This is a genomic window from Sulfuritortus calidifontis (assembly GCF_003967275.1).
Classification (GTDB): Bacteria; Pseudomonadota; Gammaproteobacteria; order Burkholderiales; family Thiobacillaceae; genus Sulfuritortus; species Sulfuritortus calidifontis.
Map to the genome: position 1 here is coordinate 2,647,392 of NZ_AP018721.1, position 19,271 is coordinate 2,666,662.

General features: G+C 66.1%; 18 protein-coding genes. 11 read left to right on the forward strand and 7 right to left on the reverse strand.

The window, feature by feature from the left end; translation table 11 throughout:
* Window positions 1–46: 46 nt before the first annotated feature.
* The 9 genes from gatA (at window position 47) to EL388_RS13400 (ending at window position 11,545) form a co-directional block, all read left to right on the forward strand.
* The gene (gene gatA, locus EL388_RS13360; protein ID WP_126463878.1) at window positions 47–1,504 is read left to right on the forward strand and encodes an Asp-tRNA(Asn)/Glu-tRNA(Gln) amidotransferase subunit GatA; all 1,458 of its coding nucleotides are present in this window, start codon (window positions 47–49) and stop codon (window positions 1,502–1,504) included.
* Between the two features lie 3 nt (window positions 1,505–1,507).
* On the forward strand, window positions 1,508–1,834 hold the full coding sequence (locus tag EL388_RS13365) for a hypothetical protein (protein WP_126463879.1): 327 nt from the start codon (window positions 1,508–1,510) through the stop codon (window positions 1,832–1,834).
* 26 nt (window positions 1,835–1,860) lie between these two features.
* Window positions 1,861–3,297: an Asp-tRNA(Asn)/Glu-tRNA(Gln) amidotransferase subunit GatB gene (gene gatB / locus EL388_RS13370; protein WP_126463880.1), complete on the forward strand. Its 1,437-nt coding sequence runs from the start codon at window positions 1,861–1,863 to the stop codon at window positions 3,295–3,297.
* 127 nt (window positions 3,298–3,424) lie between these two features.
* Window positions 3,425–4,276 carry a phosphate/phosphite/phosphonate ABC transporter substrate-binding protein gene (phnD, locus tag EL388_RS13375; RefSeq protein WP_126463881.1) on the forward strand — a complete coding sequence of 284 codons (852 nt, stop codon included), beginning with the start codon at window positions 3,425–3,427 and terminating at the stop codon, window positions 4,274–4,276.
* 8 nt (window positions 4,277–4,284) lie between these two features.
* Window positions 4,285–6,393, forward strand: a complete 2,109-nt coding sequence (locus EL388_RS13380) for a sensor histidine kinase (protein WP_126463882.1) — start codon at window positions 4,285–4,287, stop codon at window positions 6,391–6,393.
* Window positions 6,390–7,382, forward strand: coding sequence for an ABC transporter substrate-binding protein (locus tag EL388_RS13385; protein ID WP_126463883.1), 993 nt, complete (start codon window positions 6,390–6,392; stop codon window positions 7,380–7,382). The genes EL388_RS13380 and EL388_RS13385 overlap by 4 nt, the downstream gene beginning before the upstream one ends.
* The gene (locus EL388_RS13390) at window positions 7,379–9,268 is read left to right on the forward strand and encodes a PAS domain S-box protein (protein WP_126463884.1); all 1,890 of its coding nucleotides are present in this window, start codon (window positions 7,379–7,381) and stop codon (window positions 9,266–9,268) included. Before EL388_RS13385 ends, EL388_RS13390 begins: the two co-directional genes overlap by 4 nt.
* A 127-nt stretch (window positions 9,269–9,395) precedes the next feature.
* A complete protein-coding gene (locus tag EL388_RS13395; protein WP_126464117.1) occupies window positions 9,396–9,848 on the forward strand; it encodes a response regulator in 453 nt (150 codons plus the stop codon).
* Between the two features lie 2 nt (window positions 9,849–9,850).
* On the forward strand, window positions 9,851–11,545 hold the full coding sequence (locus EL388_RS13400) for an EAL domain-containing protein (protein WP_126463885.1): 1,695 nt from the start codon (window positions 9,851–9,853) through the stop codon (window positions 11,543–11,545).
* 197 nt (window positions 11,546–11,742) lie between these two features.
* Here the strand turns inward: EL388_RS13400 and pyrE are convergent, their stop codons facing one another.
* Window positions 11,743–12,384 carry an orotate phosphoribosyltransferase gene (gene pyrE / locus EL388_RS13405; protein ID WP_126463886.1) on the reverse strand — a complete coding sequence of 214 codons (642 nt, stop codon included), beginning with the start codon at window positions 12,382–12,384 and terminating at the stop codon, window positions 11,743–11,745.
* A 23-nt stretch (window positions 12,385–12,407) separates the two neighbouring features.
* Between pyrE and EL388_RS13410 the strand changes: the two genes are divergently transcribed.
* Both EL388_RS13410 and EL388_RS13415 read left to right on the forward strand, forming a co-directional pair.
* A complete protein-coding gene (locus tag EL388_RS13410; protein ID WP_126463887.1) occupies window positions 12,408–13,187 on the forward strand; it encodes an exodeoxyribonuclease III in 780 nt (259 codons plus the stop codon).
* On the forward strand, window positions 13,187–14,683 hold the full coding sequence (locus tag EL388_RS13415; RefSeq protein ID WP_126463888.1) for an AmpG family muropeptide MFS transporter: 1,497 nt from the start codon (window positions 13,187–13,189) through the stop codon (window positions 14,681–14,683). The genes EL388_RS13410 and EL388_RS13415 overlap by 1 nt, the downstream gene beginning before the upstream one ends.
* Window positions 14,684–14,696: 13 nt before the next feature.
* Here EL388_RS13415 and EL388_RS13420 read toward each other — a convergent pair whose 3' ends face one another.
* The 6 genes from EL388_RS13420 to EL388_RS13445 form a co-directional block, all read right to left on the reverse strand.
* Window positions 14,697–15,275 carry an EAL domain-containing protein gene (locus EL388_RS13420; RefSeq protein ID WP_232019138.1) on the reverse strand — a complete coding sequence of 193 codons (579 nt, stop codon included), beginning with the start codon at window positions 15,273–15,275 and terminating at the stop codon, window positions 14,697–14,699.
* Between the two features lie 66 nt (window positions 15,276–15,341).
* Entirely contained in the window at window positions 15,342–15,605 is a 264-nt protein-coding gene (locus EL388_RS13425) for a hypothetical protein (RefSeq protein WP_126463889.1), read from the reverse strand.
* Window positions 15,602–16,171, reverse strand: a complete 570-nt coding sequence (locus EL388_RS13430) for a DUF4376 domain-containing protein (RefSeq protein ID WP_126463890.1) — start codon at window positions 16,169–16,171, stop codon at window positions 15,602–15,604. The genes EL388_RS13425 and EL388_RS13430 overlap by 4 nt, the downstream gene beginning before the upstream one ends.
* The gene (locus EL388_RS13435) at window positions 16,161–17,420 is read right to left on the reverse strand and encodes a reverse transcriptase/maturase family protein (RefSeq protein WP_197721792.1); all 1,260 of its coding nucleotides are present in this window, start codon (window positions 17,418–17,420) and stop codon (window positions 16,161–16,163) included. Before EL388_RS13435 ends, EL388_RS13430 begins: the two co-directional genes overlap by 11 nt.
* Window positions 17,417–17,842, reverse strand: a complete 426-nt coding sequence (locus EL388_RS13440; RefSeq protein WP_165919136.1) for a four helix bundle protein — start codon at window positions 17,840–17,842, stop codon at window positions 17,417–17,419. Before EL388_RS13440 ends, EL388_RS13435 begins: the two co-directional genes overlap by 4 nt.
* A gap of 11 nt (window positions 17,843–17,853) precedes the next feature.
* Complete coding sequence (locus EL388_RS13445) at window positions 17,854–19,269, reverse strand: hypothetical protein (protein ID WP_126463892.1); 1,416 nt, start codon at window positions 19,267–19,269, stop codon at window positions 17,854–17,856.
* Between the last annotated feature and the right edge of the window lie 2 nt (window positions 19,270–19,271).

The following is a 19,271-nucleotide window of genomic DNA, read 5'->3' on the forward strand; positions in this document are numbered from 1 at the left end:
CCGCCTGAATCTGCAGACTGGGGACTGCCAACCGTCGACTAAGTTCATGATCAACGCCAGCCTAAAAGAACTCTCCAGCCTGCTCGCCGGGGGCAAAACATCGAGCGTCGAGCTTTGCACCGAGTACCTTAACCGCATCGAGGCGCTCAACCCCGAACTCAACGCCTTCATCACGGTCGACCGCGACAAGACCCTGTCCGAGGCCCGCGCCGCCGACGCGCGCCGCGCCCGGGGCGAGGCCGGTCCGCTCACCGGCATCCCGGTGGCGCACAAGGACATCTTCTGCGCCGAGGGCTGGCTGACCACCTGCGGCTCGCGGATGCTGGCCAACTTCGTCGCCCCCTACGACGCCCACATCATCAGCCGGTTCAAGGCCGCGGGCATGCCCAGCCTGGGCAAGACCAATATGGACGAGTTCGCCATGGGCTCGTCGAACGAGACCTCCTACTTCGGCCCGGTGAAGAACCCCTGGGACCCGAAGGCGGTGCCCGGCGGCTCTTCCGGCGGTGCCGCGGCCTGCGTCGCCGCGCGCCTGGCGCCGGCCGCCACCGGCACCGACACCGGCGGCTCGATCCGCCAGCCGGCGGCGCTGTGCAACATCACCGGGCTGAAGCCGACCTATGGCGTCTGCTCGCGCTATGGCATGATCGCCTTCGCCTCCAGCCTCGACCAGGCCGGCCCGATGGCCGGCAGCGCCGAGGATTGCGCCCTGCTGCTCAACGTCATGGCCGGCTTCGACAGCCGCGACTCCACTTCGCTGCAGCGCGAGAAAGAGGACTACAGCCGCGACCTCGCACAGCCGCTCAAGGGCCTGAAGATCGGCCTGCCCCGCGAGTTCTTCGGCGAGGGCATGGCACCCGATGTGGCCAAGGCCGTCGAGGCAGCGATTGCGGAATACAAGAAGCTGGGCGCCGAGACGATCGAGGTCTCGCTGCCCAACATGAATCTTTCGGTGCCGGTGTATTACGTGCTGGCCCCGGCCGAGGCCTCGAGCAACCTGTCGCGCTTCGACGGCGTGCGCTACGGTCACCGCGCGGCCGAGTACAGAGACCTGACCGACATGTATGAGAAGACCCGGGCCGAGGGCTTCGGCGCCGAGGTGAAGCGCCGCATCCTGATCGGCACCTATGTCCTGTCGCACGGCTATTACGACGCCTATTACATCCAGGCCCAGAAGCTGCGCCGCCTGATCGCCAACGACTTCATCGAAGCCTTCAAGCAGTGCGACGTGATCCTGGGCCCGACCGCGCCGACCACCGCCTTCGACCTCGGCGCCAAGAACGCCGACCCGGTTCAGATGTATCTGTCCGACATCTACACGATTGCGGTGAACCTGGCCGGCCTGCCCGGCATGTCGCTGCCCTGCGGCTTCGGCGGTGATGGCCGGCCGATCGGCCTGCAACTCATCGGCAACTACTTCGCCGAGGCGCGCATGCTCAACGTCGCCCACCAATACCAACTCGCCACCGACTGGCACCGCCTTCGGCCCGCCGTGGCGGCCTGAACCATGAACGAACTCAAGCTGCATTTCAGCGCCGAGCAACTGCATAGCATCAAGACCCAGGGCATGATCTATGTCTGCGCCTGCCCGGCCCAGGTGGCGGACCAGATCTCCAAGCTGCGCGGCCTGCACGCCTACCAGCAACAATGCCTGCAATCCGGTACCAACGAGCGGACGGTGCACGAACGCATCGCCGCCGCCACCCGAGAGGCCCATGCCGTCATGGAGCAATGCCTGGCCGACGTGCTCGCGCTGGAGGGCTGGGACCCGGAAACCCTGGAGATGCCGGCCGGCCTGCGCCAGCGGCGCGACCGACAGCTCGACCAGGAATGACGGCAAGCGAACCAGGAAACCACGCCATGCAATGGGAAACCGTCATCGGACTCGAAGTCCACACCCAGCTCACCACGAAGTCGAAGATCTTCTCCGGCGCCTCGATTGCCTTCGGCGCCGAGCCCAACACCCAGGCCTGCGCGGTGGACCTCGCCCTGCCTGGGGTGCTGCCGGTGCTGAACAAGGGCGCGGTCGAGCGCGCGATCAAGTTCGGCCTGGCCATCGGGGCGAAATTGAACCGGGTGAACATCTTCGCCCGCAAGAACTACTTCTACCCTGACCTGCCCAAGGGCTACCAGATCAGCCAGTTCGAGCTGCCCATCGTCGAGGGCGGCAGCATCGACATTCAGGTCGGCGACGAGATCAAGACCGTGCGCCTGACCCGCGCCCACCTGGAAGAGGATGCCGGCAAGTCGCTGCACGAGGACTTCCACGGCATGACCGGCATCGACCTCAATCGCGCCGGCACGCCGCTCTTGGAGATCGTGTCCGAGCCGGACATGCGCTCGGCCAAGGAGGCGGTGGCCTATGCCCGTGCGCTGCACAACCTAGTGACCTGGATCGGCATCTGCGACGGCAACATGCAGGAAGGCTCCTTCCGGGTGGATGCCAACGTCTCGGTGCGCCCGGTCGGCCAAAAGGAATTCGGCACCCGGCGCGAGATCAAGAACCTCAATTCCTTCCGCTTCCTGGAGCAGGCCATCGACTATGAAGTGCGCTGGCAGATCGAACAGATCGAGGACGGCCACAAGATCGTCCAGGCCACGGTGCTGTTCGACCCCGACACCGGCGAGACCCGGATGATGCGGACCAAGGAGGAGGCGCACGACTACCGCTACTTCCCCGACCCTGATCTGTTGCCGGTCAGGCTCGACGACGAGTTGATCGCGCAGATGCAGGCCGAGCTGCCCGAGCTGCCGCAGGCCAAGCAGGCCCGCTATCAAGCTGACTGGGGCCTGTCCACCTACGATGCCAACACCCTCACCGCCTCCCACGCCCTGGCCGAGTATTACGAGACCGTGGTCGCCAGGATGCCCAAGCTCGATGCCAAGCTCGCCGCCAACTGGGTGATGGGCGAGCTCTCCGGCACCCTGAACAAGGAAGGCCTGGACATCGGCGCCAGCAAGATCGGCGCGGCCAGCCTCGCCGCCCTGCTCGGCCGCATCCAGGACGGCACCCTGTCGGGCAAGCTGGCCAAGCAGGTGTTCGAGGCGATGTGGACCGAGGGCGGCGAGGCCGACGCCATCATCGAGGCCAAGGGCCTGAAGCAGATGTCCGACTCGGGCGAGATCGAGAAGATCATCGACGAGGTGCTGGCCGCCAACCAGAAATCGGTCGAGGAATTCCGCGCCGGCAAGGACAAGGCCTTCAACGCCCTGGTCGGCCAGGTGATGAAGGCCACCAAGGGCAAGGCCAACCCGGCCCAGGTCAACGAGTTGCTGAAGAAAAAACTGGCCGGCTGAGCAATAGCCCTGCTTGCAGCAGGGCCACCCCCACGCCGCCTCCCGATTTCGTCTACTATCCAGGAAAGCGTCCCGCAGAGGACGCTATGGTGGGCCAAATGACAGCCGACACCACGGAGGTAGTCGAATGAGAATCCTGCGTGCCTGCCTGGGGCTGCTCGCCTGCTTTCTGTTCGGCGGCGCGGCATCCGCGCCCCTGGCCGCCGACATGGCGCTGGTCTTAGCCGTTCATCCCTATCTTCCCGCCAAGGAAATCGAGCAGCGCTTCGCCCCCTTGGCGGCCTATCTGGGCCAAGCTCTGGGCAAGCCCGTAGCCGTCCGGGTCGGCGGCAGCTACGACGAGCACATCGAGGCCATCGGCCGCAACCAGGTGGACATCGCCTTCCTGGGGCCGGCCTCCTATGTCCGCATGCTCGAGCGCTTCGGCAGCAAACCCCTGCTTGGGCGTTTTGAGGTCAACCATAGCCCCCACCTCTATGGCGTCATCGCCGTCCGCCGGGACAGCCCGATCCGTACGCTCGAACAACTGAAAAACCGGCGCTTCGCCTTCGGCGACCCGGAATCGACCATGAGCCATTTCGTGCCACGAGCCATGCTGAAGGAGGCCGGCGTGCCCTTGAGCGCCTTGGCCGAACACAAGTTTCTCGGCTCGCACAAGAACGTCGCCCTCGCCCTGCTGGCCGGCGATTTCGATGCCGGCGCCATGAAGCAAGAGGTATTCGAAGAGTATGCCGCGCAGGGTCTCAGGGCCTTGGCCACGACACCGCCGACGCCCGATCACCTGTTGGTGACCCGGGCCGACCTGCCCGCCGACATGGTCCGGCAATTGCGCAATGCCATTCTGGCACTCAAGCAGCGGCCGGGCGGCGCGGCGATACTGGGCTCGCTGCACAAGGGCCTGGACGCCTTCATCCCGGCGAGCGAAAAGGATTACGCCGGCCTGCGCCGCATGGTGCGCAACATCGACGCCGCGCGCTGAGACCCGCCATGCTCTATTTCCGCCCCCACTACGTCTGGCCGATCCTGGCCGCTCTGCTGCTGCTCCTGCTCGGCGGCGCCGTCTATCTGGTGCAGAGCCAGTGGCAGAAAGGCGAGGCCATGGCCCGCAACGCCGGCGAGCGCGAACTGGGCCTGCTCGCCTCGCTGGTCAAGAGCGACCTGCTGCATGGCAACTACCAGGATATCGCCAATACCCTGGTGGAATGGGGCAAGAGCCGGCCCGACATCGTGGCCCTGCGCCTGCAGACGAGCAACGGCTTTCTGATCAGCACCTATCAACGCAGCCAGCCCAGCGAGGCGGCGCTGAGCCTGGCGACCGACATCCAATACTCCTATGCCGGCGAGGCGCGGCTCAGCCTGGTCAAGGACCTGACCCCCCTACGGGAGGAACGCCAGCAACTGATCCTGCAACTGGGCACCGCCTACCTCGTTCTGGCCGGGCTCTGGATCGCCCTCACCCGCAGCGTCCTGCTCTACCACCGGGAATCCGTCACCCTGCGGGCCCGGAGCGAGGCGCTCGACCAGTCCAACGCCGAGCTCAAGCAGGCCCTGGCCAGACAGCAGCTGGCCGAGAGCGAGCGCGACCGGCTGGTCTCGATCATGGAGGCGACACCCGACCTGGTCAGCATGGCCGACCCCGAGGGCAACCTGCTCTACCTGAACCGCGCCGGCCGGACGCTGACCGGCGTCGGCAACCATGCCCTGAGCCATCTCAAGATTCCAGCCTTACATCCCGAATGGGCGGCCGAAGCGATCCTCTACCAGGGCCTGCCGGCCGCGCGCCGCGACGGCCACTGGGCAGGCGAGACGGCGCTGCTAGGCATCGACGGCAAGGAGATTCCGGTCTTTCAGCTCATCCTCAGCCACTGCGATGCTGCGGGCCAGGTGCAATACTTCTCCACGGTCATGCGCGACATCCGCCAGCACAAGCAGGCGGAGGCCGCGCTGCGCCAAAGCGAGGCGCGCCTGGCCGAGGCCCAGCAGCTGGCCCGGATCGGCAGCTGGGAACTGGACTTGAGCGCCAACCACCTGACCTGGTCCGACGAGATCTTCCGCATCTTCGAGATCGATCCCAAGCGCTTCGGCGCCTCCTACGAAGCCTTTGTCGACACCGTGCACCCGGACGACCGCGATTTCGTCAACCGGGCCTATACCGAATCGGTCCGCCAGCGCACGCCCTACGACATCGTCCATCGCCTGCTGATGGCCGATGGCCGGATCAAGTACGTACGCGAGGTCTGTCGCACCGACTATGACGCAGACGGCCAGCCGCTCCGCTCGCTGGGCACGGTACAGGACATCACCGAGATCAAACAGGCCGAGGCCGAGCTGGCGCGCTACCGCAGCCACCTGGAACAGATGGTCGAAGCGCGCACGGCCGAGCTGAAGCGGCTGAACCAGGAGCTGGAGGCATTCGCCTATTCCGTCTCCCACGATCTGCGCGGTCCGCTGCGCGGCATCGACGGCTTCGCCCTGGCCCTGCTGGAAGAATATGGCGACCGGCTCGACGCGACCGGCCGCGGCTATCTCGAACGCGTGCGCAGCGGCAGCCAGCGCATGGGCGAATTGATCGACGACCTGCTCAAGCTCTCGCGCCTGAGCCGCGCGCCGCTGCAGTCCCAGCCGGTCGACCTGAGCGCCCTCGCCCGCGACATCCTGCAGCATCTGCGCGCGGACGAACCCGCGCGCTCGATGCAGGCCGAGGTGATGCCGGGCCTGACCGCCCAGGGCGATCCCGGCCTGCTGCGCGCCGCACTGGAAAACCTGTTGGGCAACGCCTGGAAATACTCCTCGAAGACCCCGGCGGCGCGCATCGAATTCGGCCGCGTCGAGCAGGATGGCCAGCCGGTCTACTTCGTGCGCGACAACGGTATCGGCTTCGACATGCAATACGCCAAAAAGCTGTTCACAGCCTTCCAGCGCCTGCATCATCGCGATGACTTCGAGGGCACCGGCATCGGCCTGGCCACGGTGCAGCGCATCATCCACCGCCACGGCGGTCGGATCTGGGCCGAAGCGGCGCCGAACCAGGGCGCCACCTTCTATTTCACGCTGGGCCAGCCGGGGACGGCAAACGCGGAGGCGTCCGAATCATGAGTGCCAAGCATCCGCCGCCGCGGCGCCGTTTCCTCGCGCACCTGGGCGCGGCCGGCCTGCTGGCCACCGGGCCGTTCGGCCTGGCCGGCTGTCAGCGGCCCGAGCCCCTGGTGCGCGTGGCCGGTATCGTCTGGATCGGCTACGCGCCGCTGTTTCTCGCGCGCGAACAGAGCGTCTACGATGCCACGGCCCTGCGCCTGGTCGAATACCCCTCCAACAGCGCCAGCCTGATGGCGCTGGCCACGGGCCAGGTCGAGGCCGCCGCCCTGACCCTGGACGAATGCCTGCTGGCCCGCGCCGGCGGCCTGGATGTGCGGGTGATCCTGGTGTTCGACGATTCGCGTGGCGCCGACGTGGTCATGGTGCGACCCGGCATCACCCGCTTGGCCGGGCTCAAGGGCAAGCGCATCGGCGTCGAGGAGACCGCCGCCGGCGCCCTGATGCTGGCCAAGCTGCTGGAGGCCACCGGCCTGGCGCCGGCCGAGCTGGTCAAGGTGCCGCTCACCGCCGACCGGCAAACGGCGGCCTACCGGGCAGGACAGGTCGACGCCGTGGTCAGCTTCGAGCCTTACGCCACGCAGCTGCAGGCCCTGGGCGCCGAGCGCCTGTTCGACAGCCGCCAGCTGCCCGGCCTGATCGTCGATGTCCTGGTCGCCCGGGCCGACGCCCTGGCGGCCGCGCCTCGGACCTTCCGCCAACTGGTGGCGGGTTATTTCCAGGCCCTGGACCTGTTGCAGCGCCAGCCCGAGGCCGCCGCGCAGCGCATGGCCCCGCATCTGGGGCTGACACCGGCCGAGGTGCTGCGTGCCCTGCAGGGCATCCACCTGATCGACCGGGCGGAGAACCGGGCCTGGCTGGCAGGTCCGAACCCGCGCCTGCTCCCGGCCGCGCAGACCGTCAGCCGCGCCATGCGCTCGGCCCGCCTGCTTTCGGCCATGCCGGATTTGGCACAGCTGGCCGACGGCCGTTTCCTGCCGGGGGCCCCATGAGCCGCCTGTCGCTGCGCCTGGCCCTGCCCTTGTTGCTGGCCGGTCTGCTGCTGATCATCGGCGGCCTGGGTCTGCTCAATGCGCTGCACACCCGGCAGGCCCTGCTCAGCACCGAGGCCAAGCGCCATCTGCTGGGCGAGGCGGCCCACCTGGCCCGGGTGGCGGAACAGGGCTGGCTCGGCGCCCCGCACATGGTGTTGGCCACCCTGGCCCAACTGGCCAGCCATCCGTATGCCGAGACCGTGCTGATCCTTTCGGCCGGCGGCGAGATCCTGGCTGCCCAGCGCCATGACTGGCGCGGCCGCCAGGCGGCCGGGCTGCTCGGGGAATTCGATCCGGCCCGGGCGCGCCGCGTGGCGGCGGGCCGCCTGCCCGACTACCGCGTCAGCCCGGACGGCCTGCGCATGGACGTGCTGCTGCCGTTCGACCTGCCGGCCGGGCCGGATGAGGTGCGCAGCTCGCAGCGCGGCCTGGTCTATGTGGTCTACGATCTTAGCCGCGGTCGGGCGGAGGTGCGCCGGGCGATTTTGCTCAGCCGGCTGCCGGAGATGGCGGCGCTGCTGCTGCTGGTGCTGCTCACGGGCTGGTTTCTGAACCGCTATGTGATCCGCCCCCTGGTCCAGCTCGAGCAGGCCGCCCGCGCCCTGCGCCAAGGTCGCTGGGACATGCCCCTGCCCGAGGACGGCTTCGCCGAAATCGCCGAGCTGGGCAGCGCCTTCGAGGCGATGCGGCGCCGGCTGGCCGATACCATCAACCATCTGGTGCGCCAGTCCCGACGCACCCAGGCCATCCTGGACAACGCCGCCGACGGCATCATCAGCATCGACGAGGAGGGCCGCATCCTGTCCTTCAACCGGGCGGCCGAGCGCATGTTCGGCTATGAGGCGGCGGAGGTGATCGGCCAGAACCTCGCCCTGCTCATGCCCGAGCCCTATCGCAGCGAACACGCCGACTATCTTGCGCGCTACCGGCAGACCGGCATTCCCCATATCATCGGCTCCAGCCGCGAACTCGAGGGCCTGCGCAAGGATGGCCGCCGCTTCCCCATCGACCTGGCGGTGGCCGAGGTGCCCGACCGCGATCGGGTGATCTTCCTCGGTCGCGTCAGCGACATCAGCGCACGCAAGCAGGCCGAAGCCGCGCTCCAGCATTATCGGGACCACCTGGAAACCCTGGTGGCCGAGCGCACTGCGGAACTGCTCACCCTGAACCAGGAACTGGAATCTTTTTCCTATTCGGTCTCGCACGATCTGCGCGCACCCTTGCGGGCGGTCGACGGTTTCGCCAATGCCCTGCGCGAGGACTACGCCGACCGACTGGATGCCGAGGGGCGCGACCTGCTCGACCGCATCCACAAGGGTGCTCAGCGCATGAACGCCCTGATCGATGACCTGCTCAGGCTCTCGCGCCTCACCCGCGCCAAACTGGAGCCGGCCCCGGTCGATCTTTCGGCCCTGGCCGGGGAGATCGTCGACCAGCTGCGCGAAGCCACGCCCGGGCGCACGGTCGAGGTCCAGATCCAGGCCGGCCTGACCGCCCAGGGCGATCCCGGCCTGCTGCGCGCCGCACTGGAAAACCTGCTGGGCAACGCCTGGAAATTCAGCGCCAAGGCCCAGGCGCCGCGTATCGAATTCGGCGCCCGCAGGCAGGATGGCGAAACCGTCTACTTCGTCCGCGACAACGGCGTCGGCTTCGACATGGCCCACGCCGGCAAGCTGTTCGGCGCCTTCCAGCGCCTGCATCATCGGGATGAATTCGAGGGCACCGGCATCGGCCTGGCCACGGTGCGCCGCATCGTCCAGCGCCACGGCGGGCGCATCTGGGCCGAGAGCGCACCGGGACAGGGTGCCACATTCTATTTCACCATCGGCCTGGCGCGGAACTGACGATCCGGCCGGGTGGGCAGCATTTTCGGCCGCAGGCGGGCGCGATTTACTTTATGATTAAAATCAATGATCCCGAGTGATCGGGGCGGGCGGCAATGGCCGCCACAATAAGCAAGGAGGCGGATTGATCCCAGCGCACAAAAGCATTCTCCTGGTTGAGGACAACCCGGACGACGAGGCCCTGACCCTGCGCGCCCTGAAGAAGAACCGCATCATGAACGAGGTGGTGGTGGCGCGCGATGGGTTGGAGGCGCTGGACTACCTGTTCGGCACCGGCAGCCACGCCGGCCGCGATATCCGCGAACAGCCGCCGGTGGTCCTGCTCGATCTGAAGCTGCCGAAGATCGACGGCCTGGAAGTGCTCCGCCGCCTGCGCGCCGACCCGCGCACCCGAGCCCAACCGGTGGTGATCCTGACCACCTCGAACGAGCACAGCGATCTGCGCGCCAGCTATACCCTGCACGCCAACAGCTATATCCGCAAGCCGGTCGATTTCAACGAATTCACCGAAACCCTGCGCTCCGTGGCCCATTACTGGCTGCAACTGAACGAGCCGCCACCGACTTTGCAGACGAACTGACCATGGACAAGACCTTGCATGTCCTTCTGGTGGAGGACTCGGAAGACGACGCCCTGCTCCTGCAGCGCCAGCTCAAGCGCAGCGGCTACAACCCGACCATCCACCGCGTCGACACTACCGAGCAGCTCGACATGGCTTTGCAGTCGCCGAGCTGGGACGTCATCATCACCGACCACAACCTGCAAGGTTTCGGCTCCGACACCGTGCTGCAGCGGGTGCGCGAGGCGCAGCTGGACATCCCGGTCATCATCGTCTCCGGCACCATCGGCGAGGATGCCGCGGTCAGCGCCATGAAGGCCGGGGCCAGCGATTACATCATGAAGGACAATCTGGCGCGGCTGGCCCCGGCGATCGAACGGGAGCTGCGCGAGGCCGAGGTCCGCCACCAGCACCGCAAGGCCGAGGAGACCATCCACCATCTGGCCTTCCATGATTCCCTCACCGGCCTGATCAACCGCCACCGCTTCGAGCAGCGCCTGACCATGGCCCTGCGCACCGCCAAGGATTGGAACACCGAGCACGCTCTGCTCTATCTCGATCTCGACCAGTTCAAGGTGGTGAATGACACCTGCGGTCACGTCGCCGGCGACGAGCTGTTAAAACAGCTGGCCCTGGTTCTGCAGGAACACGTACGCGAGAGCGATACCCTGGCCCGCCTGGGCGGCGACGAATTCGGCCTGCTGCTGGAAAACTGCCCGATCGACCAGGCGGTGCAGGTGGCGGAAAAACTGCTGCAGGCGATCAATGAGTTCCGCTTCAGCTGGGGCGGCAAGACCTTCAGCGTGGGCGGCAGCATCGGCCTGGCGCCGATCACCGCGCACGACGTCAGCGTCGACGACCTGATGCGCAACGCCGACATCGCCTGCTACACGGCGAAGGACCACGGCCGCAACCGGCTGCACGTCTACCGGGCGGAGGATGCCGAACTGCAGCGCCGGCGCGGCGAGATGCACTGGGTATCGCGCATCCAGTGGGCGCTGGAAAACGACCGCTTCGCCCTCTACCGACAGAGCATCGTCCCGTTGCAAAAAGGCCGCAATCAAAACACTTGCTGTGAGCTCCTGATCCGCATGCGGGACGAGCAGGACCAGCTGATCAGCCCCGGCGTCTTTCTGCCCGCGGCCGAGCGCTACAACCTGTCGCCGGCGGTGGACCGCTGGGTGGTGCGCCACCTGCTGGAGTTTCTGACCCGGAATCGCGAGCTGATGAAACGTCGGCATGGCTTTTTCATCAACCTGTCCGGCGTCACCCTGAACGACGACGACTTCTACGATTTTCTGCGCCAGCGGCTACGGGCGACCGGCGTGCCGCCGGAGATGCTCTGCTTCGAGGTGACCGAGACGGCGGCCATCGGCAACCTGAGCCGCGCCATCAGCTTCATGCAGGGGGTGCGCGAAGAGGGCTGCCGCTTCGCCCTCGACGATTTCGGCGCCGGCCTGAGCTCATTCTCCTATCTCAAGGCCATCCCGGCCGACTACCTGAAGATCGACGGTGCCTTCGTCCGCGACATCGTCGACGACCCGCTCGACCATGCCATCGTCGAATCGATCAACCGGGTCGGCCATGTGGTGGGTCTGGAGACCATCGCCGAGTTCGTCGAGAACGAGGCCATCCGCGACCGACTGAGCGAGATCGGCGTCGACTACGCCCAGGGCTATGGCCTGCACCGGCCCGAACCCATGGGCAACTGCGCCTAGGAGCCTGTCGGACTTAATCCCCCATGCGCGTTGTCCCGACAAAGCGATGGATGCAAGGCGCGAAGCGTGGCGAATGGTCGTTCCCTTCGCAAGCTTCGCAACGCCGCAGACGCGCTTTGTCGGGGCAACCCGAAGGGCCGGCCCGCAGCGGGCCGGCGCGCAAGGGGTGTTAAGTCCGACAGGCTCCTAGCCCGGCCTTACTTCACCCCGTACTGCGCCCGATAGCCGCGGATCGCGGCCAGGGTCGACTGCCACTCCGGCCTGCCCTCCAGATAGGCGGTCAGGTCGTCGAGGTTGACGATGCTGATCACCGGCAGGCCATGCTGCCGCTCGACCTCCTGCACCGCCGACAGCTCGCCCTGGCCGCGCTCCATGCGGTCGAGCGCGATGGCGACGCCGCAGGGCATGGCGCCCGCCGCCTGGATCAGCTGCACCGATTCGCGCACCGAGGTGCCGGCCGAGATCACGTCATCGACGATCAGCATGCGGCCCGCCAGCGGCGCGCCGACGATGTGGCCACCCTCGCCGTGGTCCTTGGCCTCTTTCCGGTTGAACGAGAACGGCACGTTGCGGCCCAGCCCGACCAGGGCCACGGCGATGGTGGCGACCAGCGGGATGCCCTTGTAGGCCGGGCCGAACAGGCCGTCGAAGGCGACGCCGGAATCGAGGATGGCTTTCGCGTAGAATTCGCCCAGACGCTTCAGGGCCGCGCCGTCGTTGAACAGGCCGGCGTTGAAGAAATAGGGGCTCATCCGGCCGGCCTTGGTCTTGAACTCGCCGAACAGCAACACCTTTTGCTCGATGGCGAACTCGATGAAATCCTTTTTGTAGTCCTGCATTTCGGGCACTCGAAGCAATAACGATGCGAATTGTAACCGCCAATCTCAACGGCATCCGCTCCGCCGCGCGCAAGGGCTTTTTCGACTGGCTGCCCGGCCAGAACGCCGACGTGGTGTGCGTGCAGGAACTCAAGGCCCAGGTCGGCGACATGACCCGCCATATGCTCAACCCGGAAGGCTATTTCGGCTATTTCCACTACGCCGAGAAGAAGGGCTACAGCGGGGTCGGCCTCTATTGCCGGCGCCAGCCGGATGAGATCGTCGAAGGTTTGGGCATCGCCGACATCGACATGGAAGGCCGCTACATCGAAGCGCGGTTCGGCAATACCTCCATCGTCTCGGTCTACCTGCCTTCGGGTTCCAGTTCGGAGGAGCGCCAGGCGGTAAAGTTCAGCTTCATGGACCGCTTCTGGCCGCACCTGGAAAAACTCCGGCAATCCGGGCGCGAGGTGATCCTCTGCGGCGACTGGAACATCGCCCACAAGGAGATCGACCTCAAGAACTGGAAGGGCAACCTGAAGAATTCCGGCTTCCTGCCCGAGGAGCGGGCCTGGATGACCCGGCTGCTCGATGAGCTGGGCTATGTCGACACCTACCGCCGGCTCTATCCCGAGGCCGAGGGCGAGGCCTACACCTGGTGGAGCAACCGCGGCCAGGCCTGGGCCAAGAACGTGGGTTGGCGCATCGACTACCAGATCGCCACGCCAGGCATCGCGGCGGCGGCGCGCGACGCCTCGGTCTACAAGGCCGAGCGCTTTTCCGACCACGCGCCCCTGATCGTGGACTACGCCGCCGAGCTCTGATGCCCCAGTCCTTCGCCGCCTTCCACCGCCTGGCCGCCGTGCTGTTTCTCGGTTTCGCCTCCGGCCTGCCTCTCTCGCTCACCGGCCAGGCCATGCAGGCCTGGCTCTCGGTGGATGGGGTGGACCTCGCCACCATCGGTTTTCTCGGCCTGGTCGGCGTGCCTTACACCTTCAAGTTCCTCTGGGCACCGCTGATGGACCGGTTCGAGCCGCCGTTCCTGGGCCGCCGGCGCGGCTGGCTGGTGCTGACCCAGCTCGGCCTGGCCGCGGCCCTGGCCTGGATGGCCGGGCTGTCGCCCAGCGCCACGCCCGGCCTGTTCGCCCTGGCGGCGCTGCTCATCGCCTTCCTCTCCGCCTCGCAGGACGTGGTGTGTGATGCCTACCGCACCGACGTGCTCGATCCGCACGAGCGCGGCCTGGGCGGCTCGCTCTCGGTGTTCGGCTATCGCCTGGCCATGATCCTGGCCGGCGGTGTCGCCCTGATCTGGGCCGAGCAATGGGGCAGCTGGTCCAAGGTCTATATGGTGATGGCCGGCATCATGCTGGCGGCGGCCGGCCTCTCCCTGCTCACCCTGCCGCGGGTGAGTGGCGCGTCGAAGCCGCTCGCCTCCGACCCGAAGAAGGAGCTGGCCGGCTTTGGCGCCATGGTCGCCGGCGTCGCCGTCGGCTGGTTCCTCGCGCGCGGCCTGCTCACTCTGCTCGGGCTCGATCCGCACGACCCGAACAAATGGATCCAGCTCCTGTTCATCCTGGCCGGCATCGCCGGTGCCCTGCCCCTGGCGTATTGGGCGGCGCGCCGGGTCGGCTTCGAGACCCTGAACCGCTCGCTCGAAAGCTTCTTCAGACAGCCGGCCGCCTGGGCCTTCCTGCTCCTGATCGTGCTCTACAAGCTGGGCGATGCCTTCGCCGGCACCCTGACCACGCCCTTCCTGATCAAGGGCATGGCCTTCAGCCAGGCCGAGGTTGGCATCGTCAACAAGGTGATCGGCCTCTGGCTCACCATCTTCGGCGCGCTCGCCGCCGGCGCCTTGATGCTGCGGATCAACCTGTACCAGGCCCTGCTCGCCTTCGGCCTCTTGCAGCTGATATCCAACCTCGGCTTTTGGCTGCTGGCGGTGTCGGGCAAGGGGGCCTGGGGCAGCTTCACCCTGCCGCCGTTCGATCTGGGTTTCGTCGCACTGGATAGCGCAAGCGAGATCGACGGCCTGCTGCTGGCGGCCATCGCCTTTGAAAATGTGTCCAGCGGCATGGGCACCGCGGCCTTCGTCGCGCTCCTGATGGGCCTGTGCAACCACCGCTTCACCGCCACCCACTACGCCCTGCTTTCGGCCCTGGCGGCGGTCGGCCGCATCTACGTCAGTCCCGTTTCGGGCGTGCTCTCGGAAGCGATCGGCTGGCCCATGTTCTTCGTCTTCTCCACCCTGGCCGCAGTGCCGGGCCTGGTCATGGTCTGGTGGCTGCGGGCAACCATCCGGCGCCTGGGCGGGCGGGCGTGAGCCGGACCTGGCTTCAGGCCGCGCTGTTGCCGGTGCAGGCCGCCTCGCTGCGCGCCGACGGGATCTTGTAGCCCGCGGTGCGGATGAAGGTCTCGGCCGCGTCCGCCGGCATCGGCCGGCCGACGTGGAAGCCCTGGACCAGGTCGCAGCCCAGGTGCATGAGCTGGGCGAGGGCCTGCTCGCTTTCGACCCCCTCGGCGACCACCTCCAGGCCCAGGTTGTGGGCCAGCTCGATGGTGGATTCGACGATGACCAGATCGTCTTTGTTCTTTTCCATGTCCATGACGAAGGAGCGATCGATCTTCAGCTCGCTCACCGGCAATTTGCGCAGGCGGCTCAAGGAGGAATGGCCGGTGCCGAAGTCGTCGATGGAAAAGCCGACGCCCATCTGGCGAATCTCGCCGAGCACCGCGCTCAGGCGTTCGTAATCGCTCAGGAACAGGCTTTCGGTGATCTCGAAGGTGAGGCTGCCGGCGCCGTCATGGCGGGCCAGGATCGCCCTGAGCGAGGCCAGGAAGCGGGGCTCGAGCAGCACCGTCACCGGCAGGTTGACCGCCATTTGCAGCCACCAGCCCTGGCGGTAGGCGTGCACAAATTATTTGAGACGCTGGCTCACATTATTTGCGACGTGCACGCATTGTATGCGACAAAACTTGTCTCACGGAATGCGTGCACGGTAGGCGGACGGCAGTTGCGATCCGGATACCTCGCTCTCGTAGCTCAGGCGGCAGTGGTCACGCTCAAGCGCCAGGAAAATAGCATCGATGACAGGGCGCAGGATGCGGCCGGCTAGCTTGCCTTGACTTTCCATGCGGTACGCCGCCGCGCTGATCGTCTCGTCCGGCGAGCCGTTGCCGAGCGTGAATACCACCCACAAGAACTGATCGATGGCGATCAGCAGGTTGAGCAGGCGCTTTTTCACGCTGCCTCGACCTCCTCGATGGTCGTCGCCGCATCGACCGCAGCCTTGCGCGCCCATGACTCTGCGTAGGCAGCCTGCACCTGTTGCGCGATAGCACCCGCGATGGCGAGCAGATCGGCGATGCTGGTGACGGGCATGTCGTTGTTGTCGGCATCGCGCCAGACAGCAGGAAGCGGCAGCCCGGCTTGGGCAAGAGAAACGGCCTGCGCCAGCAGCTCTTGACTGCGCTTATCGGCTTGCCACCGGCGGTCATGCACGGTCACGTCTGCAACGCACTTCGCATCGCGCTCGGCATTGATCCGTTCCCGCTTGGCTGCTTTAGCCGCATCCAGGCCTGCGGCCGGATGCGCGTCGATCTGTTCCTCTAGCGCGAGTTCGCACGCGCGCAGGTCGCACGCCGGCAGTTCCTGCGGCTCGCCGGGGCCTTGCACGGTAACAAAAAACCCGTCTGGACGGTAGTTCGTCGGCACGCGCCAGACACGCAGGGTGGCGGGGTGCGGGCGCTGCGGCACGGGAATAGCTACTTCGCCGTCTTTGACGGTCCAGGTTTCAGAGTCAAATTGCATAGCGTGTCTCCTTGGTAAGGATAAAACGGTCGAGAAGTGCCGCTGTCGTCTTACTGGCGTTTGCCCAGCGCATGACAGCCAGCATGGACATCACAGCGGCGCGGCACCGGGCAAGCGAGACAGCGCCCATTCGCCACTTGACAGACAGCGCGTGCAACCGCCGCTTCCAGGCGCGGATGGCGCGCTGGCGCGGGCGGATGTGCGTCGTCCAGATGCGATAGCCGCAAAAATCGACGCCCCTCTTGAGCGGCCAGTAGCCGCTATTTGGATTGAGCCGCAGACCAAGCGCGGCGAGTTCGTCACCGATGGCGTCCAGCCAAGCGCGCGCCGTTTCGCGGTCAGGCGCGATCAGGATGAAGTCGTCCATGTAGCGGACATACTCGCGCACGCCCCAGTCGTCTTTGATGCGGTGATCCAGCGCATCGAGCAGGATGTTGGCCGCGAGCTGGCTGGTCAGCGCCCCTACCGGCAGGCCGACGCCATCGAAGCCGTAGCCGCCAAAGACGCGCCGCAGCAGCGCGAGCGTCCGCTGGCACTCGACTACGCGCTCGATCTGGCGCATCAGGATGTCGTGCTGGATACTGGCGAAATAGCTTTTGACGTCGCACTTGACCACGTATGCGCCACCGCCCCAGCGGCGCTTCGCTCGCCGAAGGAAGGCTTGCGTTCGCATCACAGCGGCATGGGTTCCGCGCCCTTTACGGCAGGCATAACTGTCTGCAATAAACCGGCGCTCGAACAGCGGCTCGATCACGCGCACGATGGCGTGATGCACGATGCGATCAGCGAATGGTGGCGCGGTGATCTCGCGCCACTTTGGGTCGCGCACCCAAAACCGGCGCGGATTGCCCGGCTGCCATGTGCCGCGCAACAGATGCTCGTGCAGACTGATCAGGTTTGCCTCGATGTCGAGTTCGAGGCGGCGCACCTCCTCCGATCCTCGCTTGCCTCTGCGAGCATCATGCCAAGCGGCAAGAATGTTTTCCCAGGCAGTGATGCGCTCGAATAGGGCGGACGCAGCCAGCATGCGGCCCGCTGCGCCCTGTTCATGTTCGCCCGGCAGCGCTGGGCAGGAGAGCGGCCCCGAAGGATATGGCGCGGTCGGCGCAGCCGTGGCCACGCCGCTTCTGGCCAGAGTGTCCATCGCCAGGCGGGCACCGATGTTGCTGTTCGCGTTCGACGGCGCGTTGTTCACGTTCAGGCAGAACAGCCCGGCGTACGCGCCGTTATCCCAGTTGCCGCCGTTCACAGGCCGCTCCCCTTCGTCTTGGCCGACTCGTGGCGCAGCCACGCGCCGACACGACGACCGAGTTCCGCAGCGTGACGGCTCCATACTTCCATGCGGTGCGCATTGATGTAGCCCAGCCTGTACGCCTTGCGGATCAATGTCTTGAGCACGTGCACCTCGACGTCCAAGTCGAACAGCGCGCCCGCCTTGCTGCGCCGCTTCCACGCCACCGCCACCAGGCGGTGCAGCACGGTCATCTGCGCGCGAACATCGGCGGCCAGACCGTGGCGCTCGACTTTGGGCCAGTGTTGCGTGATCTGGTGCACGTACACGTCCATATCTTCCAGCAGTGTTAAAAGCTCTACATACGCCTGCGGCAGACGGTCTTCGTAAGCCTCTGACGCGACGCGCGTCGGCGCGTCGCTTGCGTCGTGACCCGTCATGCCGTGACTCATCACACCTTCGCCAGGCGGGCACCGAAGTTGCCGTACGCGTTCGACGGCGCGTTGCTCACGTACAGGCAGAACAGCCCGGCGTCCGCGCCGTTAACCCAGCTGCCGCCGTAGTAGGCGATGCGATCATCGGTGCTGGTGTTGCTATAGAGATAATCGCCTGTCGAGCCGTCGGACTGCGTGCCATTGACCGTTGCAGGTACGATCACGCCAGCGCCAAGAAGCGTGGTGTCGAACGTGGCCGGATAGCCGCTAGTCGTGAGCGCCGGTCGCCCGGTGTTGGTGTAGCCGGTGGAAAAATCATTGGTCGTGGTGTTGCCTGGCACGTTGTATTGCCAGCGCCACCATGTGCCGCCATTACGCTTGAGACCATCGCACATCTGCCAGACGTTGCCCCACAGACCAAACAGACCGCGCCATGAGGCTTGCAGCTCCAGCGCGTGATCGGTATTGACTGCGGATGATCCAGCGGTATGACCAGCCCCGATGAGCGACTGTATATCAAGACCACCCATTTCGATCGATGCGAGCATCTGGATGGCGGCAAGGTCGTAGACCGACCACAGCCGGAATCCAGACACGCCGCCGGTATTGCGTGCGTAGGCACGGGCGCGCGCAGTCGGAAAGTCAATCGACACCATCGGCGCAACGCCCGGCACGGACGTCGCCTTGCTCGATCCGTCGTAACCTGCCTTGTATTTCCCGACCCAGATTTGATCCAGCTCGACGCCGCCCGCGCCGATAAAAGCCGGGTGGACAGTAAAACCGGTCTTCGCCACCGGCGAAATCATCCAGTATTCCTTGCCAGCGTAAGCCCCGGATGGCACCGTTCCGGCCTTGAACCAGAACTTCGGAATCTTGACCATCCACTGGCCGTCGATGATTTGCTCGACGATGCCGCGATATGTCGCATGCGACACGAACGCCTCTTTCCCATACGTGAGCGGGTTGAAATTTTCGTCCACGCGCTGGTAGAAACCTGCGCCGCCGCCAGTCTGAACTTGTACCAGGCCAACCGGATCGTAGATGAGAGCGGCTGACTGGTTGATGGCCAGCGCGCCGCCGGAAAGCACCAGCCCGCTGCCTATAATGATTTCCTCCACCGCCCCAGAGCCAGCCGTCGTGCGCCCCAACAGCTTGCCGCTCGACATCGTGAGGCCGGACGCCGCGATCGCGCCCTTGAGCGCCAGCCCAAGGTTCGGATCGGACAGACTGCCGATCTCGATCCATGCGGCGTTCGCAGCGTTGCGCAGCTTGAGCTTGCCGCTCGTGGTGTCAGCCCACCACTGAAATGGATACGTGGTGGCCGGCTCGGTCGCGCCGCTGTTGTTGCTGACGATGGCAGCGAGTGCCGCGTTGAGGTCGGCGCGGAAGGCCGCGCCCGGCTGGTTGTCGATCAGGTAGTCATGTTGCGCCATGC

Bases quoted from the DNA above. Each gene is read 5' to 3' on its own strand.
- EL388_RS13380 (WP_126463882.1), top strand. From the start codon at position 4,285: ATGCTCTATTTCCGCCCCCACTACGTCTGGCCGATCCTGGCCGCTCTG.
- pyrE (WP_126463886.1), bottom strand. From the start codon at position 12,384: ATGCAGGACTACAAAAAGGATTTCATCGAGTTCGCCATCGAGCAAAAG.
- phnD (WP_126463881.1), top strand. From the start codon at position 3,425: ATGAGAATCCTGCGTGCCTGCCTGGGGCTGCTCGCCTGCTTTCTGTTC.
- gatA (WP_126463878.1), top strand. From the start codon at position 47: ATGATCAACGCCAGCCTAAAAGAACTCTCCAGCCTGCTCGCCGGGGGC.
- EL388_RS13385 (WP_126463883.1), top strand. From the start codon at position 6,390: ATGAGTGCCAAGCATCCGCCGCCGCGGCGCCGTTTCCTCGCGCACCTG.
- EL388_RS13365 (WP_126463879.1), top strand. From the start codon at position 1,508: ATGAACGAACTCAAGCTGCATTTCAGCGCCGAGCAACTGCATAGCATC.
- gatB (WP_126463880.1), top strand. From the start codon at position 1,861: ATGCAATGGGAAACCGTCATCGGACTCGAAGTCCACACCCAGCTCACC.
- EL388_RS13430 (WP_126463890.1), bottom strand. From the start codon at position 16,171: ATGCAATTTGACTCTGAAACCTGGACCGTCAAAGACGGCGAAGTAGCT.
- EL388_RS13445 (WP_126463892.1), bottom strand. From the start codon at position 19,269: ATGGCGCAACATGACTACCTGATCGACAACCAGCCGGGCGCGGCCTTC.
- EL388_RS13415 (WP_126463888.1), top strand. From the start codon at position 13,187: ATGCCCCAGTCCTTCGCCGCCTTCCACCGCCTGGCCGCCGTGCTGTTT.
- EL388_RS13440 (WP_165919136.1), bottom strand. From the start codon at position 17,842: ATGACGGGTCACGACGCAAGCGACGCGCCGACGCGCGTCGCGTCAGAG.
- EL388_RS13410 (WP_126463887.1), top strand. From the start codon at position 12,408: ATGCGAATTGTAACCGCCAATCTCAACGGCATCCGCTCCGCCGCGCGC.
- EL388_RS13390 (WP_126463884.1), top strand. From the start codon at position 7,379: ATGAGCCGCCTGTCGCTGCGCCTGGCCCTGCCCTTGTTGCTGGCCGGT.
- EL388_RS13400 (WP_126463885.1), top strand. From the start codon at position 9,851: ATGGACAAGACCTTGCATGTCCTTCTGGTGGAGGACTCGGAAGACGAC.